The sequence below is a fragment of the Streptomyces sp. NPDC111520 genome (assembly GCF_055635295.1).
Window position 1 is genome coordinate 61,700 of record NZ_JBVKBW010000009.1, and the last position, 16,550, is coordinate 78,249.

Genomic DNA, 16,550 nt, shown 5'->3' on the forward strand with positions numbered 1-16,550 from the left:
CGGGGGTCAGGCGGTGAGTGCGAGGTCGCCTTCACGGCCGTCGGTTTGCATGTGCGTGACTCGCAGTACGTGGCGCAGGGCGGCCCTGAGGGTCGGTCCGACGGCATGGCGGCGTTGCCTGAGGCAATGTGAGCTTGTTGCCGCGGTGAGTCGTTCGTCTCATGGCCGGAGTGGGGGGCACGGTGGCTCGCGAGGTCGGCGCTTCTCCCAAGGAAGCGCCGACCGTCGCTATGAGAAACGACACTCAGGCCTTATGGCTTGTGGGCGGAGTCCAGCGACCAGCGGCGATCTCCTTGTCCAAGCGGGCTTGGAAGTGGGCGTGCGCAGCGCGCATCTCGGTCTCGCGGTCTGCCCTGTAAAAGGGGGCGGTGTAACCGGCCGGGGACGGAGTGGTGTCCGGCTTCTCCAGGTGAGCAAGAAGGTCGAGGTAGTCCTGCTTGGTCTGGCCGTAGCCGTAGGCGTTGTGATGCCCCGCAATCTTCCGCCCGTCTGCGTCGAAGTAGGTCTGCGCCTCATAGTCGTACAGGACCGGGTAGCGGGACTTGTAGATCGCGACGAGCTGGTCGGCAGTGATGCCGAGCCAGACCGAGACGAGCGCGTCGAGCTCGACGAGCGCGGCGCGACGCTCATACTCGGTGCGGAGGGGGGTGTTGTACTCCCAGGTCGCGGTGAGCCCGGCGGCGAGCGGCTTCAAGTGCGGCCAATCGAAGTTGCCCCAATCCTCGTACCCGGCCCAGCGGGGGTCGTAGAGCTCCTCCCACAGGGGGGAGTAGTGGTGGGTGAGAGCGTTCAGACGGAGGGCACGGAGAAGAAGGGCCGGGGCGAGGGGGTGGGTGGGGTCGGCGGCGGGCATCTTGCGGGCTTCGGCAACCTGAAGATCTGAACGGCCTGTGACGCGCAGCAGGTAGTCCAATGGGAGGGCAGCCCAGAAGCCTGCGGCGAGGGCGGTCAGCCGGTTGTCCGGCAGAGCCATCGATTGCACGGCGTGGATGTGCGCAGGGCCCGGTGGGATCAGAGCGGCGAAAAGGCTACGCTCGTTGGTCAGTGGGATCATCTTACGCCAGGCGACACGAAAGTAGTCCGTATAGCGGCGTGTCCCGGCCGAGTCCCACACGTCCTGCACTGCACGGTAGTCAGCCTCGGAGCAGGCGCGGACGTAGTTGGTGCGAGGGATGGCCTCGACTGGGAGTTTGCGCAGATCAAAGGCCGACCAGTCCCCCTTGCTGCGACAGTTTTCGTTAGGTTGCTTGAAGAATGGAGTGGCCGGAGCGATGTGGGGCCCTTGGATGACCAGTTCGCTCAGGCCGTCCGGGATCTTGGTCGACCACCGAATTTGTCCCTCTTCCTTGCCGTTCTTCTCGTGATATCCAGAGCTAATTCTGGGATTCTGGTCGCTCAGGCGAAAGTCAATTTTGGAAAGTGTGGAGATGGCTTCCTGTTCGTTGTTTGTGACAAGATACAGGAGGGCTGCGGACTCTTGGTCTGCTGCGCCTTCGCCGGCGAGGCGATGCCACTGCTTCAATCTGACTGAATCGACTTGGGTGAGTCGGGATAGATGCGGGCGAAGGTCCCAAGCTTGATTATGCTTCATTCCTGGTGTGGAGCCGTTGCCGTCATGGATTAGCGAGGCAGGTAGGGTTTCGGGAGAAAAGAGCCAGCTGATGTGTGTAAAATTCACCGGTTGTGATTGACCGTAAATATGCACGCCAAATTCGAAGCGATGGGCAATTTCGAAGAGCGTTAGAGCGTTTGCGAAGTGGGCGTGAAGTCGCAGATGTCTATATGTGGCGGCTCGCAGACTGCCTTCCCTGGTGCCGCTGAAGTGTGTGTCCGGATGGATGAGGCCAGAGATTCCAGCTCCTGCCGCGGAATTCCAGACGCGACACATGAAGGCGCGATAGAGATCCGGCTGGGTCCCTACCAGTAGGGGATACGTCGCAGCATTTCCGAGTGACGAGACGAGTCCGGCGTTGCTGGCCAGTTCGTCTAGGAAGTACGGTCGTGCCAGGGATCCCTCTTCCAGCAGCTCAGATTTCCGCAGCCGCCAATCGGCCACCCCCGGCCTTTCTGTGAGGATGAACCACGGCTCATACTCGGCAAGTACCCGGTCCTCTAGCCACCGAGGTCGAACCCAAGGGGGATTCCCCACCTGCAGATCGAACCCACCCCGCCCCGCAAAGACGGACGCGTACTCCAACTCCCAGTGGAAGAAACCCTGCCGCTCAGCCACGTCCCGGGCGACCGCCGCCCACGGATACCGCGACTCCAGCGAGGTGAACCGCTCCATGCCCATCCACTCGGGCAACTCGTTCTCGTAACGCTCCAGTTCGTCCAGCGTGTCGAATTGGGCTACCAGAGAGTCCGCAGCCACGTCCTGTGTGCCCAGCAGCGACTCGGCGAAGTCCAGCCAGTCGTCCAGCGAGGCCAGCGCGATCACCGGGCGGCGCTCGCCCCGGATCTGTTCCTTGCGGCTACCGCCCCGCACGCCCTTCGACTTGACCTCGACCACCTCGACCCCGCCGAAGAAGTCTTCCTTCTCATACGTCTCCCGCGCGGGCGCGCCCGACTGTGCCGGGACCGGGGTCGCCGATACGACCCATCCCGCCGACTGTGAGGCCACCGCCGCCGCCCGCGCGTACGACTCGTGCGAACCGTCCAGCAGCGCAGCGTCCTGCACGGGCCAGAACCACAGCGCGCACCATGCGTCCATCAGTGTCTTCAGGCGCCAGTACGGCGTGTCGACGGCCTCCAGATCGGCCTTGACCGTCTCCCTCGGGACGGCGACCTCGGGCGAGCGCAGCCAGCCGTCCTCCGCGCCCCACACGTCGATCCGTCGCGAGATCTCCCGTTCGGAGATCTCCAGCCGGCGGACGACCAGCCCCCACAGGTATTCCGCTCGCCTCGCCAGGCCCTGCAGGCGCTTGGTCTGCGTGGTGTTGGGGGACTTGGTGATCGCCTTGCGCCAGGCCGTCAGTGCCTTCGACTCTTCCGGAGCCAGCGTCCTGGCCTCCTTCTCGGCAGCAACCGCGCCCCATTCCTTCGCTGGAAGGAGGAAATGGTGCACTGCGCCCTCGGGCAGCGGCGCGCCCGCCAGGGCCTCCGACAGCGGGAAGCGGTCCGGAGTCGTGCCGAGCCAGCCGCCCTTCTTCAGGCTCTCGGCGGAGTAGATCTCCCTACGGCCGCCGATCAGGGAGTTGCCACGCCGCAGGTGCAGGCCGAACCACGGGGCCTCCATGCCCGGGTGCATGGTGTTCAGCCACAGCGACACCTCCGCCAGCTCCACCGCTGTGTTGTTGAGGTCCACGCCGTAGGAGTTGTGCAGGGCGATGTACGCCTTGGCCTTCTGGAGCTCGACCGCGTACTTCTCCGTGTCGATGGCGACGCCCAGCTCGTCCTGGCGGCGCCGCAGGTACTCCGCCGCGACCTGGTTGATCGCCTCGTTGAGGAATGCGCCCGAGCCGAGCGCCGGCTCGCAGATCTTCCAGTCCAGGAGTTCGCGCGCCTCGGTGACCGTGTCGTCCTGGTCTAGGCGGTGCTGCAGCGCGAGCTGGACCGTCACCCGGGTGAGGGACTCCGGCGTGTAGTACGAGGCCGAGGTCTGGCGGTCGCGTCCCGACAGGCGGTACACGAACGCGCCCGGCGCGTACCGCACGCGCTCCTCCACGCCTGTGTCCTCGTCCTTGTGCCGGACGAACACCTCGTCGGGGTACTCGTCGGATTTCGTCGCCGGGACCAGCCACGAGCCGTCACTCGGGTCGCCGTTCTTCGCGACCTCGTACAGCTCCTCGCCCGCGACGAAGCCCGAGTAGGACATCAGGCCCTCGTACACGGCGCCGAGCTGGTTGATGCCGAGCTGGGCGTAAGAGATGAATCCGCCGCGCTCGCGCCTCTTGCCGCGGGTCAGCATGAGTAGGCGCAGCACCCGGTACAGCGTCTCGTTGCGCAGGCGGGTGTCGATGAAGCGCTCCCCGTCGTCGCCGCCGTCCGCCTCAGTGTCGACGCGCGGGTCGGGGACGGTGTACCGGCCGATGAGCCGGATCGCGTCCGGTTCGAACAGCTTGGAGTGCAGCGGCTCGAAGCGCAGGCCCATGTCCTCCGACGGCTTCGCGGTCACCGTCTCGGCCGGCTCCGCGCCGGCGCCGTGCGTGCGGCGCGGGCGGTGGCCCTCCTGGACCTTGCGGAAGAGTAGGTCCAGCGACTCGTAGAGGTAAAAGCCCCTGCGGGACTTCTCGTCGACCAGGTCGCGCTCGGCGATCAGTTCGCCGAGGCGGCCCAGGCCATAGCCCATCTGGTACTCGGGGTAGTCCGAGGGCAGGATGCCCAGTTCGGGGCGGGCCTCCGCGTAGAGCAGGAACAGGACGCGGTACAGGTAGCGTAGCGACTCGCGGGTCAGCTGGCGGCCCAGCTCGGGGAGTTCCTTGACCTGCTCGGGGCGGACGCCGGCCTCGCGCAGCCGGTCCAGGACCTCGTTGGCGATCAGTTCGACGCTCAGCCGCAGGCCGTCGCGCAGTTCGCTGGAGACGCCCACCGCGTGCTTGGTCGACTTGTCGAGCAGGGAGCCGAGGGGGTTCTCGCCGCCCTCCTCCGGGGTGCGCAGCGAGTCGGCGCCGAACAGGGCGGCCACCGTGTCGAGTTCGCCGCCCGCTTTGACGTCGTTGCGTTCCAGTGCCGCGTCCAGCGAGACCGCCAGGTAGCGGCCCTCGCCCCACGCGGCCCGGTCGGCGAGCACGACGACGCCGCCGACCAGCAGCAGGACGTAGCGGGGGGCGTCCTCGCAGGCGAACAGGAAGGAGGCGAGCTTGGAACCCGTGGTGACAGTGTGCTGGCCGTCCAGGCGCAGCTCGTCCAGCAGACGTCCCGCGCCCTCAGGGTCCAGGGCGTCGTCGGGCTCGGCGGACCAGCCGCAGTCCAGGGCGACGAGGTCCTTCTCCGCGTGCGCGACCCTCACCTCGTGGGACTGGTCGGCGCGGACGACGGTGAGCATGCCCGGCTTGGAGTCGAAGCCGAGGGCGTGCAGCACCTCAGCGTTGAGCGCGCGGACGCGGTCGCGCCACTCGGGGGCGTCGTACGTCACGGCGTCGTCGCCGGTCGCCGCCCGCTCCTCGTCCATCGTGAAGTACGAGCGGGCCGCGAAATAGGGGCGGCGCAGTGCCCGTAGGCCCGCGCGCGGGGTGACCGGAAGGGCACCCTCGGGCCGCTCGGTGCCGGCGGCGTCCTCCTCGCGCTGTTTCCACTCGGTGAGCAGACCGGACTTGAGGTCTTTGGGGAGGACCTCGGCGAGGTAGTGCGCGGAGAAGTAGTCGCCGCGGTTGACCAGGCTGTCGTACGTCATCTTCGTGTACCTCTGCGGGATTCGGTCAGGCGGCGTGGGCGGCGGCGGGAGCCAGCACGGCCAGTACGCGCAGCATCGGGCGGCCGGTAGTGAGGAGGGAGTCTGCGAGGGAGGCGAGACGTTCGCGGGTGCCGGTGGGCGCGGCGCCGCTCATCAGTGTCGGCTGCTCCCACGTGCCCAGGCGGGCTTTGTACTCCTCGATGGGGGCCCTCAGCGGTTCGTCCCATGCCTCGCGGTGCCGCTCCAGGAACGCCTCCGCGGTGTCCAGGACGCCGGGGATCGCTTCGGCGAGGCCGGCCGTGTCGTGGGCGAGGCCCGGGTTCGCCATCGTCGGGCCGACCTGTGCGCGGCGCAGCACCGCCACCATGTCGTCGTCGACCTCGCCATTCGTGGTGACCGCCATCCACTTGACGACGGTGGGGCGTCCGAGCGCGTTGGAGTAGATGCCCTGGACGAGGTAAGTGGTCCGGGACACGTCGGCGGTCAGCACCGGCGCCTCCTGGCGGTCCAGACGGACCAGGACCTTGTCCGTGAGCCACTCCATGACCGGGTGCAAGTCGGTCAGCAGCGAGATGTCGGGCCAGCTGGACGTCGCCGAGGCGCGGGCTCGCGTCAGGCTGTGGTCGGCCAGCCGCCGGTTGAAGGTGACCTTCAGGCGGTCGCGCAGGCCCTGCTCGCGGACGTAGTCCGGCGGCAGCGCCTTGAGGCGATGGACCAGGTCGGAGGGCGGGACGAAGGAGAGCAGGCCGGTCTCCGGGTCGGCGGACAGGTCCAGCCGGTCGTGGGCGTCCGGGTAGACCTCGCGCAGCGCCTCGTCGAGGAACTCGCGGGCGGAGGCGAACAGCCGGGGCACGTGCGCCCGGGGCACCGTCCCGGTGCCGTCGCCGCCGCCCGCGTCGGAGGCGGCGGTGTCCTCCTCCGGTTCGTCGTTCACGGCGCCGAAGAACTCTGCGAGGAAGTCGTCCACACCGTCGTCGGTGCCGGTGTCGGAGGTGCGGTCGGCATCCAGGGACTCGTCCACAGTGTGGCCCCGCAGCAGGTCCTGGACGAGGGACTTCTCCTCGGCCTCCGCCCGGTAGAGGCCGGACACCGCCTCCGCCGTGCCCAGCGCCTGGTGGGCCTGCGCCTCGCGCTCCAGAAGGCGTTCCGCGACGAGTGTGTCGTCCTTGGCGCCGTCGACGGAGCTGGTGAGGATCAGCGCCCGGAACTGCGGCTGGTGGGCTTGCCCGTAGCGGTCGATGCGGCCGTTGCGCTGCTCGATACGGATGAGCGACCAGGGCACGTCGTAGTGGACGAGCTGGTGGCACTGGCGGTGCAGGTTGACCCCCTCGGAGGCGACGTCGCCGGTGAACAGGATGCGCACGGGCGTGTCCGCGAGGCCGAAGTCCTCCACGCACTGCATCTGCTGCTCGTCGGACAGGCCGCCGTGCATGACCCGCGCGGCCTCCTGGGCGGCCTTGCCCTTGAAACCGAGGGCCTGCGGCACGGTCCGCGCCAGCCACTCCAGGGTCTGCACGCGTTCGGAGAAGACCACGACCCGGGTGTCGGACTGCGGCCCGACCCCGATCTCCCGCAGCTGGTCCAGCAGGGCCCCGAGCTTGCCCGAATCCGTCTCCGCCATGCCCGACGCCAGCTCCAGCAGCCGGTGCAGTGCCGCGCGTTCGGCGGCCGTCGCCTCCGGGGTGTCCTTCTTCTCCAGCGTCTTGATGCGCGTGGTGACCGTGGCCTTCAGCGCCGCGTGGGAGGAGAGGAAGGACTTCAGCAGCGTGTACGGGAACAGCGGGACGTCGCTGACCGACTTGGCGCCGTCGGACGGCAGCCAGACCGCGGCCAGCTCCTCGAAGACCTTCTCCTCGGCGGGTGTGGCCGTCACCCGTATCGAACGGGAGGGGCCGCGATCCGCCCACTGGCCCTTCATCTGCTCCCGGACCTCCGGACTGACCTTGGTGCGCCGGATGAACAGGTGCTTGATGTCCTCGGCGCGGTAGTGCTCCGGGTCGCGGATCGCGGCCGGGTCGAGCAGGGAGATCAGCTCGGCGAAGGAACGGGCGTCACCGTTGTGCGGGGTCGCGGAGGCCAGCAGGAGGGCGTCCGTGTGCGGGGCCAGCGTGCGAGCCAGCTGGTTGCGCAGGGACCCCTTGTTGATGAGGTTGTGCGACTCGTCGATGACGACCGCGTCCCAGGTGATCCGCTCCAGGTGGTGCTTGTACTGGTCGGTGTTCTTCAGGGTGTCGATGGAGACGATGACGCGCTTGAAGTACGTGAACGGGTTGCGGCCGGCGGGGATCTCCCGCTGGATCCGCTCGATGCCCACCGAGTCCAGGCGCACGAGCGGGATCGCGAACCGCGTCCACAGCTCGTGCTGGAACTGCTCGAGGACGTGCTGCGGGGTGACGACGAGGATGCGCTCACCCCGGCCGCGGCGGATCAGCTCGGCCAGGGTGAGGCCGATCTCCAGGGTCTTGCCGAGGCCGACGACGTCCGCGATGAGCATGCGGGGGCGCAGATTGCGGCCCGACAGGGCGAGTTGCGCGGGGCGCTGCTGGTAGGGGAGGGAGTCCAGGAGGAAGGAGTCCGCGAGCGCCAGGCCGCGTTCGGCCTGCGGCAGCGGCGTCTTGCGCAGCACCGCCTCCAGGAACAGGCGCGAGCGGCGGAAGTTCGGCGAGTCGTCCCGCACCAGGCGGGTCCGCCGCGGGTCGAGCAGTTCGATCCGGTCCAGCCCGGTGAAGAACACCGCCTCCTGATCGCGCACGAAGTCCGATGCGCCCACCGCCTCGATCCGGGCGCCGTCGTGCTCGGTCCGGGTCGCGTTGCGCACCAGCCACACCTCGTCCCGTACGAGGATCTGGGCACCCGGCGGGAACAGGGCGTCCTCGCTGCTGGTCGTGGGGGCGGTGCTCAAGTCGGCGGTCACGCGGGTGCCTCCTGGGCGTTCATGTCGGTGGGCTGGATGCGTCCCGTTGCGGGGTGGCCGGTGGAGCCACCGTCGAACCGGCGGGACGCGTGGTCAAGGGGGATGCCGTGCGGCGCGGCGGGGTGGGCTCAAGCCTTAGAAAGGGGCCCTTGCCGCGTACGCGGCACGCAGGCGCTCGGCCGTTCTGCGGGCCTGCAGGGAGTGCCGCGGAGCCGACGATGCTTCCCCGGGCCGCCTGGATGCCCTGGGTGGGCGGCCTGGCGCCGGCTGTTCGCGCTGGAGGCCGTCGGACGGATCCCGCTGGGCGGGAGGCGTGGGGCCTGGGGAGTCCTGAACCACAGGGCCGGCGAGGCGGGAGACCTCGACCACGGTGGGCGAGGGGGCCGGAGGGCCGGGTTGGACCGGCGTGTCCTGGGCGGCCGGGGCGGTCTCCGTGCTCGGGGCGTCGCTTGCGGGGACGAGCCGGGAGGAGATGGGGGAGTCGTCGGCTGACGCCGACGTGTGCTGTTTTCCCGCAGTGTGCGCGGTGAGCTTGCGACGCGCCTGGGCGATCTTCATGCCGTGGGCCTCGATGACCGAGCGGCACTGTTGTACCACCTCGGTCAGGGAGGGCCGGTCGTCGGCGTTCTGGGCGAGCATGCCGGTCAGGAGCGGCATCAGTTCGCCGGGCGCACCGGAGAGGTCCGGTGCCGTGTCGGGGTCGGTGACGAGGTGGAACACCATGTACGGGGTCGCCGCCTCGTGCGGATAGTGGCCTGTCGAGGCAAAGAGCAGCACAGCGCCCAGTGCGTACACGTCCACGGCGCCCGTCAGCGGCTTCAAGCCGGCAGCCTGCTCCGGAGCCATACAGATCGGAGTGCCGACGACTTGATTGGGGGCAGTGAGTGAGACGTGCGACTCGGTGAAGGCGGCCAGGCCGAAGTCGATGATCTTCGGACCGTTCGGACCGAGCAGCACGTTGGCCGGCTTGAGGTCGCGGTGGAGCAGGTCCTGCGTGTGCACGGCCGACAGTGCCTCGGCGAGGATCGCGCCGAGCGCGGCAGTAAGGACGGACGGGAGAGGTCCGTGCGTTTCCACATGCCGGGAGAGGTCCGGGCCGTCTACGTACTCGGTGGCCAGCCACGGTTGGTCCGCCTCCGCGTCTGCCCCCAGGAATGCGGCGATGCGCGGACCCCAGATGGTCTTGAGTACCTCGATCTCCTGCGCGAACCGTTGGCGGGACTGTGAGTCCACGATCGAGGGTTTGATCACCTTCACCGCGGCGGGTTCACCGCCGAGCGACTCCCCTAGGAAGACCTGGCCCATGCCTCCCTGGCCGATCCGGCCGAGGAGGTCGAAGTCGCCCAGCGAAGACGGGTCCTCGGGGCTCAGGGGCGTGATCTGCACGTTTGTCCTCGAAATTCGGTCGTGGCGAGCGTCTGATCAGCCGCGATGCGCGCCTGAAGACACGGTAGTGGATGCGGTCGGGGCCGGGAACGGGGATTGCTGGATGAAGATGTCAACCTCTTGGGGTGGAGAACATGTGGAGGGTTTTGGGTGTGGGTCGGCCGCAGTCAGGACGCCTGTCGTCTCCCGGGCGATGCACGTGGAGTGTGCCTGCTTCGCCCAGTGCCGTGTGGCCGATGCTCATCAAGTGGCTCCTCGAGTTCCTCCCGTGAGCGTTCGGCTCCTGTCATGCACCGTTAGCTATTCAAATGCATTTTTAAGTTACGATCTGCTACCTAACGGTGCGAATTGCCCCGCGACGAGCGTGCTGTCACGTCTCGCGCGGTAGCAATTGGCCGCCCGTGAGTCCGCCTGCCAGTAGCCGCGCCGTCTCCTCCGCCAGCCGCGTCGCCCGCTGCGCCTCTGCCCGGAGCGCGTGCACATGCCGGAACGCCTCCCCGTACTGCTGCTGCTCCCCCAGCGGCAGCAGGGGCACGCGCAGCCGGCCCGGGTTGACCGTCAGTGCCGTACTGCCCGTCGACGCGCCCGCGATGTTCTCCTCCGCGCCCAGGAACCCGGCGAGGAACCAGGCGTCCAGACGTGCCGGGTCCGGCCGGAAGAGGTGGACCTGAAGGCCGGGCAATGCGCCGGCGTCCTGCTCGCCCGCCACCCGAGTCATGGGGCCGTCCGTGCTTGCTAGGGCTCGTACGAGGACGTCGCCGACAGCGATCACGGGTGCCGTGTCGTCGTACATCCCTGTCGGCTCTCCCGTGGGACCTGACCCGGTCGCGATGTCCGACACGGTGAGCACCGCCCGCGTCTCGGGCTGCCCGTCCCCGCCGCGTGAGGAATGTCCTTTGCTGCGCACGCTGTCGGGCAGCGTGCGCAGCAGGGTGAGCGCTCCACCGCGCGTCAGGTCGGATGCCGTAGCCGTCCGCCATTCGCGGGCCGTGGAGCCCGCCGCACTCCAGCTTTCCTGAGCCGCCGTCCGCGCGAGGGACTTCGCGGCCTCGGCGAGGTTCCGGAGTGTGGCGTCGGCCTCCACCGACAGCTCCGCCGGGTCGACCTCGGCCCGTGACGCCCGTACGAGCCGCGCTGGGGTCAGATCCACCACGTCGTCCAGCAGGTCCACCACGTCGGCCGCGTGTGCGACACCCGGGTCGCCCTCGTATGCGTCCGGGTTCTCCGTGAACGCCTGCCACGCATCTAGGGTGCGCGCCGTGATCCCCTCCCAGTCCGGGGAGGCGGACCGGCTCGCACCCCGCGTCCGGGCGGTCGCCGCCGATCCACCGCGCCCGGCCACCGCCTGGTCCGCCGCCGTGTCCACGAAGAGCACCGATTTGCGCTCCGGGCCGCCGGGCTCGGGCCGTTGCAGCACCCAGATCTGCAGACCGACGTGCAGCGGCACTGCCGCGCCGACGGGCAGCGCGATCACCGCGCGCAGGGCCCCGCCGCGTACCAGCTCCGCCCGTACGCGACGGCCCGACGCGCGGCCGGCCGTGGCGGGCGGCAGGAGCAGGGCCGCGTAGCCGCCGGGTGTCAGGTGGGCGAGCGCGTGCTGTACCCAGGCCAGCTCCGACTCGGCACGCGGCGGCACGCCGTACGCCCAGCGCGGGTCGTACACGAGCTCGTCGTGACCCCAGTCCCGGACGCCGAACGGCGGGTTGCACAGCACCGCTTCGGCGACCAGGTCGGGGAAGGCGTCCGCGCGGAGGCTGTCGGCGGCGTGCACGGCGACCGTGGCTTCCGGGGCCGTCAGCATCAGGCTCACGGCGCTGCGCCGGGCTTGCACCGGAAGCGTGTCCTGACCGTACAACCCGCGTGCGCCCCGGCGGGCGGCGGCCGCCAGGAGTGTGCCGCTGCCGCAGGCCGGGTCGAGGACGCGGGCCGGGGATCCGGGGATCAGGCGGGCGAGGAGATCGGCGAGCGGCGCGGGGGTCTGGTAAGCGCCGGACGCGGCGCTGTCCTCCAGCTCCCGTTCCGCCAGCACGCCCAGCGCGGCCTGACCGCCCTCGTCGCGTACACACGCGTACAGCGCGCGCAGTACCGCCGCGTCGCCCGTATCGAAATGGACCGTCTCCGCGGTCGGCACGGCGTCGATTGCGGACGCCGCGTCGCGCTGTGCGCGTGCGGCGAGGTCGGCGTCCGGCAACTGCGTGGCGGCTGTCAGTTCCTTCGACGAGTGACCCGCCGCCGCGAGAACGAGGAGCAGAAGATCCGACGTACCGCTGCCGCCGATCGCGTGCAGGCGGAGGGTCGTCCGCAGCTCCTCCGACGGGGTCGCCGCCGAGGCGTGACCGCGCGAGGCGAGCCAGGCACGCACGGACTCCAGGTCGTACAGCGGACTGCTCTCCGTGCCGCCGGACGGCTCGGGGAAGTCCTCGTGCCGGCGGCGCCAGTTGCTGACCGTGGCGCGCGTGACGCCCGCGATGCGGGAGATCTCGGCGGCTGTCACCTGGGCGGATGGTGCGGGTGGCTGCGACATGGATGTGGTCCTGGCTCCGGTGGTCGACGTCGCCACACCCTACAGCATGAGTCAATTCCATGAAGCTGTTGGACAATGCTTTCATGGTTGTGCTTCCATTCTAATGCTTCCGGCGGTGAGCGGTTCTCCCCGGCGCGAGGCGTGAGTTCCTCCCGTCGCCGTGTTTCCTAGAGATCAGCCCCTCGGCGCCCCGCCCTCCTGGCGGGGTGCCGAGGGACCTGCGGAACCTCGGAGCCAGGCGACGGCCGATAGACCACCACCCAGGGGGGACACCCATGCGCCTGACCATGCCGAGCGGCACCCTGGAAGGAATCCCGCTCACCGTCATGCCGTTCCGCGAGGACGGGGTCATCGGAACCATGTCGCTCGCGACGCTCGTACGTCTCGTGCCTTCACCGCGCCAGGAGGAGGACCCGCGCGCCCTCAAGACGGCGTCCGGGCACGACAGGCGGCACGCCGAGCTACGCGCGACCGTGCAGCGGACGCTGAAGTCCCAGAAGGGCAAGAACGTCCCGGACTACGCCGAGTACATCGCCGCCGGCATTCTCGGCAAGCACGGATCCGCCTGGTCCACGCCTCCGATCACGCTCTGGCACGCGGGCGGGATCGCCGCGATGAGCGACGAACTGGTCCCCGACTCGGGCCTGCGGACGCTGACCGTCGCCCCGGACGCCATGGTGATCGCCATCGACGGCGAGACCCAGACCACCGCCTGGCACGACATCTACCAGGACCCGGAATCCTTCGGCCTCACCTACACCGAGCTCAGCCTGCGGGTCCGTATCCCCTTCGAGCTCTACCTGGGGATCTTCCCGGCAGACGCGCGGCAGATCTTCTACGACCGCAACGTCAAGGGCATCGACGTCGCCAAGAACCTGGCGATGTCCATGGACCAGCGCGACCTCGCCACCCGCCTCGCCTACATCGTCGGTGAGAAGCTCGAGGTCGAGTCGAACGGTCAGCGGATGCCGTTCGGCAAGCTGGTCAACGCCGGCAAGCGGCAGCTCACCAGGACCGACAAGGGGGTCGTGGCCCTGTCCGCGCTGCGGACGCTGATCGTTACCACTGTCTTCGGTAGCAAGGGTGTGCAGTACTCGGGGGCCAACGTCCAAGCGGACGACCTGCCGCCCAACACCGACGCCGACGAGGTGGAGACGGTCGTCGTCCGTCTGGTGTCCCGGCTGATAGAGGGCCGCTTCCCGGACTTCGCCCGGCGCAGCGCGATCACCGCCCCGGCCGTGATGGCGGGCCTTGGAGTCCTGCTGCACCGCGCCACCCCCTGGTGCGCTGCCGGCGACGCCATGAACTACGAGACGGTCGAGCACCTGCTCGCCGCCGTCCGCTGGGAGCGTGGACCCGTCTACTGGGACGGCGTCTGCGCCAGCGCCGGCTCCTCCGGCCGGCTCAATTTCAGTGGCGGCGTGAAGGACTCCGCCGGCCGAGTCGCGGGGGCGCTCCTCGACCCGAACAGCGAGTTGGGTCGGAAGATCCGAGGGGTGCGGAGCTGAACAGGCCTGCGGCGCGGGTTCTATGACGCCGCGACTTTTTCAGCCGAACGTCCCGCTCCGGACGAGGGCCCACCTGCGGGCAAGACCCACGGCCCAAGCACCCGCGTATTCCTAACGTCCAGGCTGCGATGCCGCGCTCCGGGCCGGGCGGCTCCGCTCCCGTCAGCACGCGCGCCCTCTCCTCCCGCCACCCGTCAGTCCCCTTCCCACCACATCTATTCAAAGGAATGGCCTCATGAGCTACCCGAACAGCTCCGGCATGCCGTCCTCTCCCTTCCCTTCGTCCCCGTACGCCGTCGTCGCCACATCTATTGGCCGCCCCCAGCACCCGAAGACGGCCGATATAACCCCGACTTTGGGCACGTCCGGGACATCGCCGAAGGCGTCTCCCGGCTCCGCGCAGACGTCGGCCGGGAGGAGGCCGGTGTGGCGCGGAGAGCGGCTCACCCACGCTGCCTCAACGCTCCTCGCACTGATCGTGGCGCCCCTGGGCCGTGCGCGCAGGACCGTCCTCGCCGTGACCGCGGTGGCCTTGGGCTGCTCCATGAGCGCCTGCTCCACCATCGGCGGCACCCAGACCGACACCGCGCCGCCGACGGCCACCGTCAGCGCCTCGCAAGACACCCAGAGCGCCCAGGACGACTCCGACGGTGACACGATCACCGTCGCCCTGGACAAGACCGCCACGTGGAACAACGGCGTCCAGGCGCACTTGAGCGGCTTCAGCCGGGGCACCTCCGGCGAGTACGCCTTCCCGTCCGGCAAGGCGTACCTGGCCTTCTCCGTCACTGTGCGGAACGGCTCCAAGTCCCCGCTCGACCTGAGCATGGTCAGCCTGTCCTGCCCCGACGGCGCCGACGAGATCGTCGACACGGATGCGGGTTTCAACGGCACTCCGGATGCCCACCTGCTGCCGGGCAAGGCGCAGACCTGGAAGGAGGCGTGCGTGTTCGCCAAGACGGCCAAGAGCGTCCAGATCGAGATCATGCCGATGGACACCTCTGGCTCGGGCTGGTATCGCACGGCCATTTTCACCGGCCAGGTGCGGTAGCCGGGACCGCGGACGGGACCCTGCTGGGTGCCCTCGTTGCCTCCCCACGGCGGCGGCTCACGCCTCCGCCGTCATCGGGTGCACACCGACGCGGCGCCTACGGGTCCGCCCGCACCCACACCCGATCGCACACCATGTGCGGCCCGGCTCACCACCACCCGCGACCTGGAAGGCCATCGTGACGATCACTGAGCGCACAGACCTGATCCGTCGCTTCGCCGACGACTTCACCACCCTGCAGGAGGCCGTCCTCGCACGAATGAACGGGATCTGCGCTCCTGAGATCGCCGCGGCCTTGGAACACGCTTCGCTCGCCGGTCCCATCAACGTCGCTCTCGCCCACGCCGACGTCCTCGCACGCGGGGCCGTCCGACGCGCGGAGCTCTCGGCTCAGCCCCCGGAGCGGCTGCGCCGGCTGCGAGCCCACGCGCGCAAGGTACGACGGGCCCGGTCGCAGGCGGAGGCCGTATGCAAGGAGCAGCGTGCCCGCCGCCTCGCCGGTCGCTCCCGGCCGGTGGACATGCTGGAGCTGAGGGCGGCACGGATGGCAAACCCGGCAGCCTTCGCCGAGGCCCTGCGGCAGGAACTCCGTGACAGGGGATTGCCGGACGGCACGCCGCAGGCACCCGAGAGCGACCTTGCCCGTTGGGCCTGGGACCGGAAAACGGCAGGCGACGAACTGCCGGCACCGGTGCGCGAACTGCGGGACTGTGACGACGACGCCTTCGTTCAGGCCCTCCTGCGCGATGCCCGGGAGGAGGAGAACCCGTACCTCCCGCACGACACGGTGGCCGAACGGTGGAGCCGCCATGCGCGTGCCGCGCTGGCCTGGGGCCGCTACGCGATCGCCCTGGCCGAACGAGACGTACTCGCCTGCGCTCTCTCCGTACGTCACACCCGACTTGAAGCTCTGGACGATGCCTACCAGGACATGGCGGTTCTTGCTGCCCGCTCCCGCGAAGCCCTGCTCAGGGCCACGGAACTCCACGACCGGATGCTGGCCAATGTGACCAGGGGGCCCTTCGCGGAGCTCATCGCGCAGTGTCGCGCCGCGGCTCTGGCGCGCTTCGCCGACGCCGAGCCCGAGTTGTGGCACAGCGTGCGTGAGCTGACCATGGGGCACCGGGCGCACTGCCCCGAGCGGGCCGACGGCTGCCCGCACTGTCACCGCGCTCTCGCCGCTCTCCTCGCCGGCGCCCATCCTGCCAACACGGCCGAGGACGGCGACGGCGAACAGGCGACGGCAACGCTGCCGGCTCACGGGGACCGCTACGCGGTGCTCGCCGACCTTCCCGACACCGCCGTCGTGGCCGTCGCCGACGCCGCCGTCGGTGACGAGTCCGCACTGTGCGGCTACGGCTGGGCTGCCGAAGACGGAACCACCGGATACGGCGACTCCCTCGCCTCGAGCAGCGGCGAAGCCGAAGTCATAGGTATCTGCGCGGCCGCCCTGAGCCTGATCGAGCACCACGAGGACGCACCCGTGGTCCTCCTGTGCGATAGCGCCCAGGCAGTAGAGGCGGTCAACACGGCCCTGCACTCCGCCGACCCGACAGCCGCCCACCGAACCCTCCTTTTCCCGGAGAGCCGGCAGCTGATGGACCGCCTGCTGCGCCACCGCCACCGCGTCCAAGTCCGCTGGCTCAAAGGCCACATCGGACACGACCTCAACGAAACCGCCGATGCCTTCGCCGGCCTCGCCCTCCGCCGTGCCAACGGCCGAATCCCTTCCTCCGCCGCGCGGAAGGAGGAGGCGCGGATCCTGCGCTCGCTCGGCTCCGGGGGTGGTCCCCTCTCGGTCGCAGCCTGAGCCCATGGTCTGAGGCGGACAGCTG

At 69.4% G+C, this 16,550-nt stretch carries 7 protein-coding genes; 3 read left to right on the forward strand and 4 right to left on the reverse strand.

Going from position 1 to position 16,550, the window contains the following annotated elements:
• Window positions 1-244: 244 nt before the first annotated feature.
• The 4 genes from ACZ7MY_RS22245 to ACZ7MY_RS22260 form a co-directional block, all read right to left on the reverse strand.
• On the reverse strand, window positions 245-5,332 hold the full coding sequence (locus ACZ7MY_RS22245) for a class I SAM-dependent DNA methyltransferase (RefSeq protein WP_499603974.1): 5,088 nt from the start codon (window positions 5,330-5,332) through the stop codon (window positions 245-247).
• Window positions 5,333-5,357: 25 nt separating this feature from the next.
• Window positions 5,358-8,246: a DEAD/DEAH box helicase gene (locus ACZ7MY_RS22250; protein ID WP_499603976.1), complete on the reverse strand. Its 2,889-nt coding sequence runs from the start codon at window positions 8,244-8,246 to the stop codon at window positions 5,358-5,360.
• A 135-nt stretch (window positions 8,247-8,381) separates the two neighbouring features.
• The gene (locus ACZ7MY_RS22255) at window positions 8,382-9,632 is read right to left on the reverse strand and encodes a serine/threonine-protein kinase (protein ID WP_499603978.1); all 1,251 of its coding nucleotides are present in this window, start codon (window positions 9,630-9,632) and stop codon (window positions 8,382-8,384) included.
• Between the two features lie 370 nt (window positions 9,633-10,002).
• Window positions 10,003-12,156 carry an N-6 DNA methylase gene (locus ACZ7MY_RS22260; RefSeq protein WP_499603980.1) on the reverse strand — a complete coding sequence of 718 codons (2,154 nt, stop codon included), beginning with the start codon at window positions 12,154-12,156 and terminating at the stop codon, window positions 10,003-10,005.
• 275 nt (window positions 12,157-12,431) lie between these two features.
• Between ACZ7MY_RS22260 and ACZ7MY_RS22265 the strand changes: the two genes are divergently transcribed.
• The 3 genes from ACZ7MY_RS22265 (at window position 12,432) to ACZ7MY_RS22275 (ending at window position 16,525) form a co-directional block, all read left to right on the forward strand.
• Window positions 12,432-13,664: a ParB N-terminal domain-containing protein gene (locus ACZ7MY_RS22265; RefSeq protein WP_499603982.1), complete on the forward strand. Its 1,233-nt coding sequence runs from the start codon at window positions 12,432-12,434 to the stop codon at window positions 13,662-13,664.
• 517 nt (window positions 13,665-14,181) lie between these two features.
• Window positions 14,182-14,715, forward strand: a complete 534-nt coding sequence (locus ACZ7MY_RS22270) for a hypothetical protein (protein ID WP_499603984.1) — start codon at window positions 14,182-14,184, stop codon at window positions 14,713-14,715.
• A gap of 178 nt (window positions 14,716-14,893) precedes the next feature.
• A complete protein-coding gene (locus ACZ7MY_RS22275; protein ID WP_499603986.1) occupies window positions 14,894-16,525 on the forward strand; it encodes an RNase H family protein in 1,632 nt (543 codons plus the stop codon).
• Window positions 16,526-16,550: the final 25 nt, after the last annotated feature.

What these genes read in the sequence shown, in the direction of transcription:
- ACZ7MY_RS22245 (WP_499603974.1), bottom strand. Translation starts at nt 5,332, where the DNA reads ATGACGTACGACAGCCTGGTCAACCGCGGCGACTACTTCTCCGCGCAC.
- ACZ7MY_RS22260 (WP_499603980.1), bottom strand. Translation starts at nt 12,156, where the DNA reads ATGTCGCAGCCACCCGCACCATCCGCCCAGGTGACAGCCGCCGAGATC.
- ACZ7MY_RS22265 (WP_499603982.1), top strand. Translation starts at nt 12,432, where the DNA reads ATGCGCCTGACCATGCCGAGCGGCACCCTGGAAGGAATCCCGCTCACC.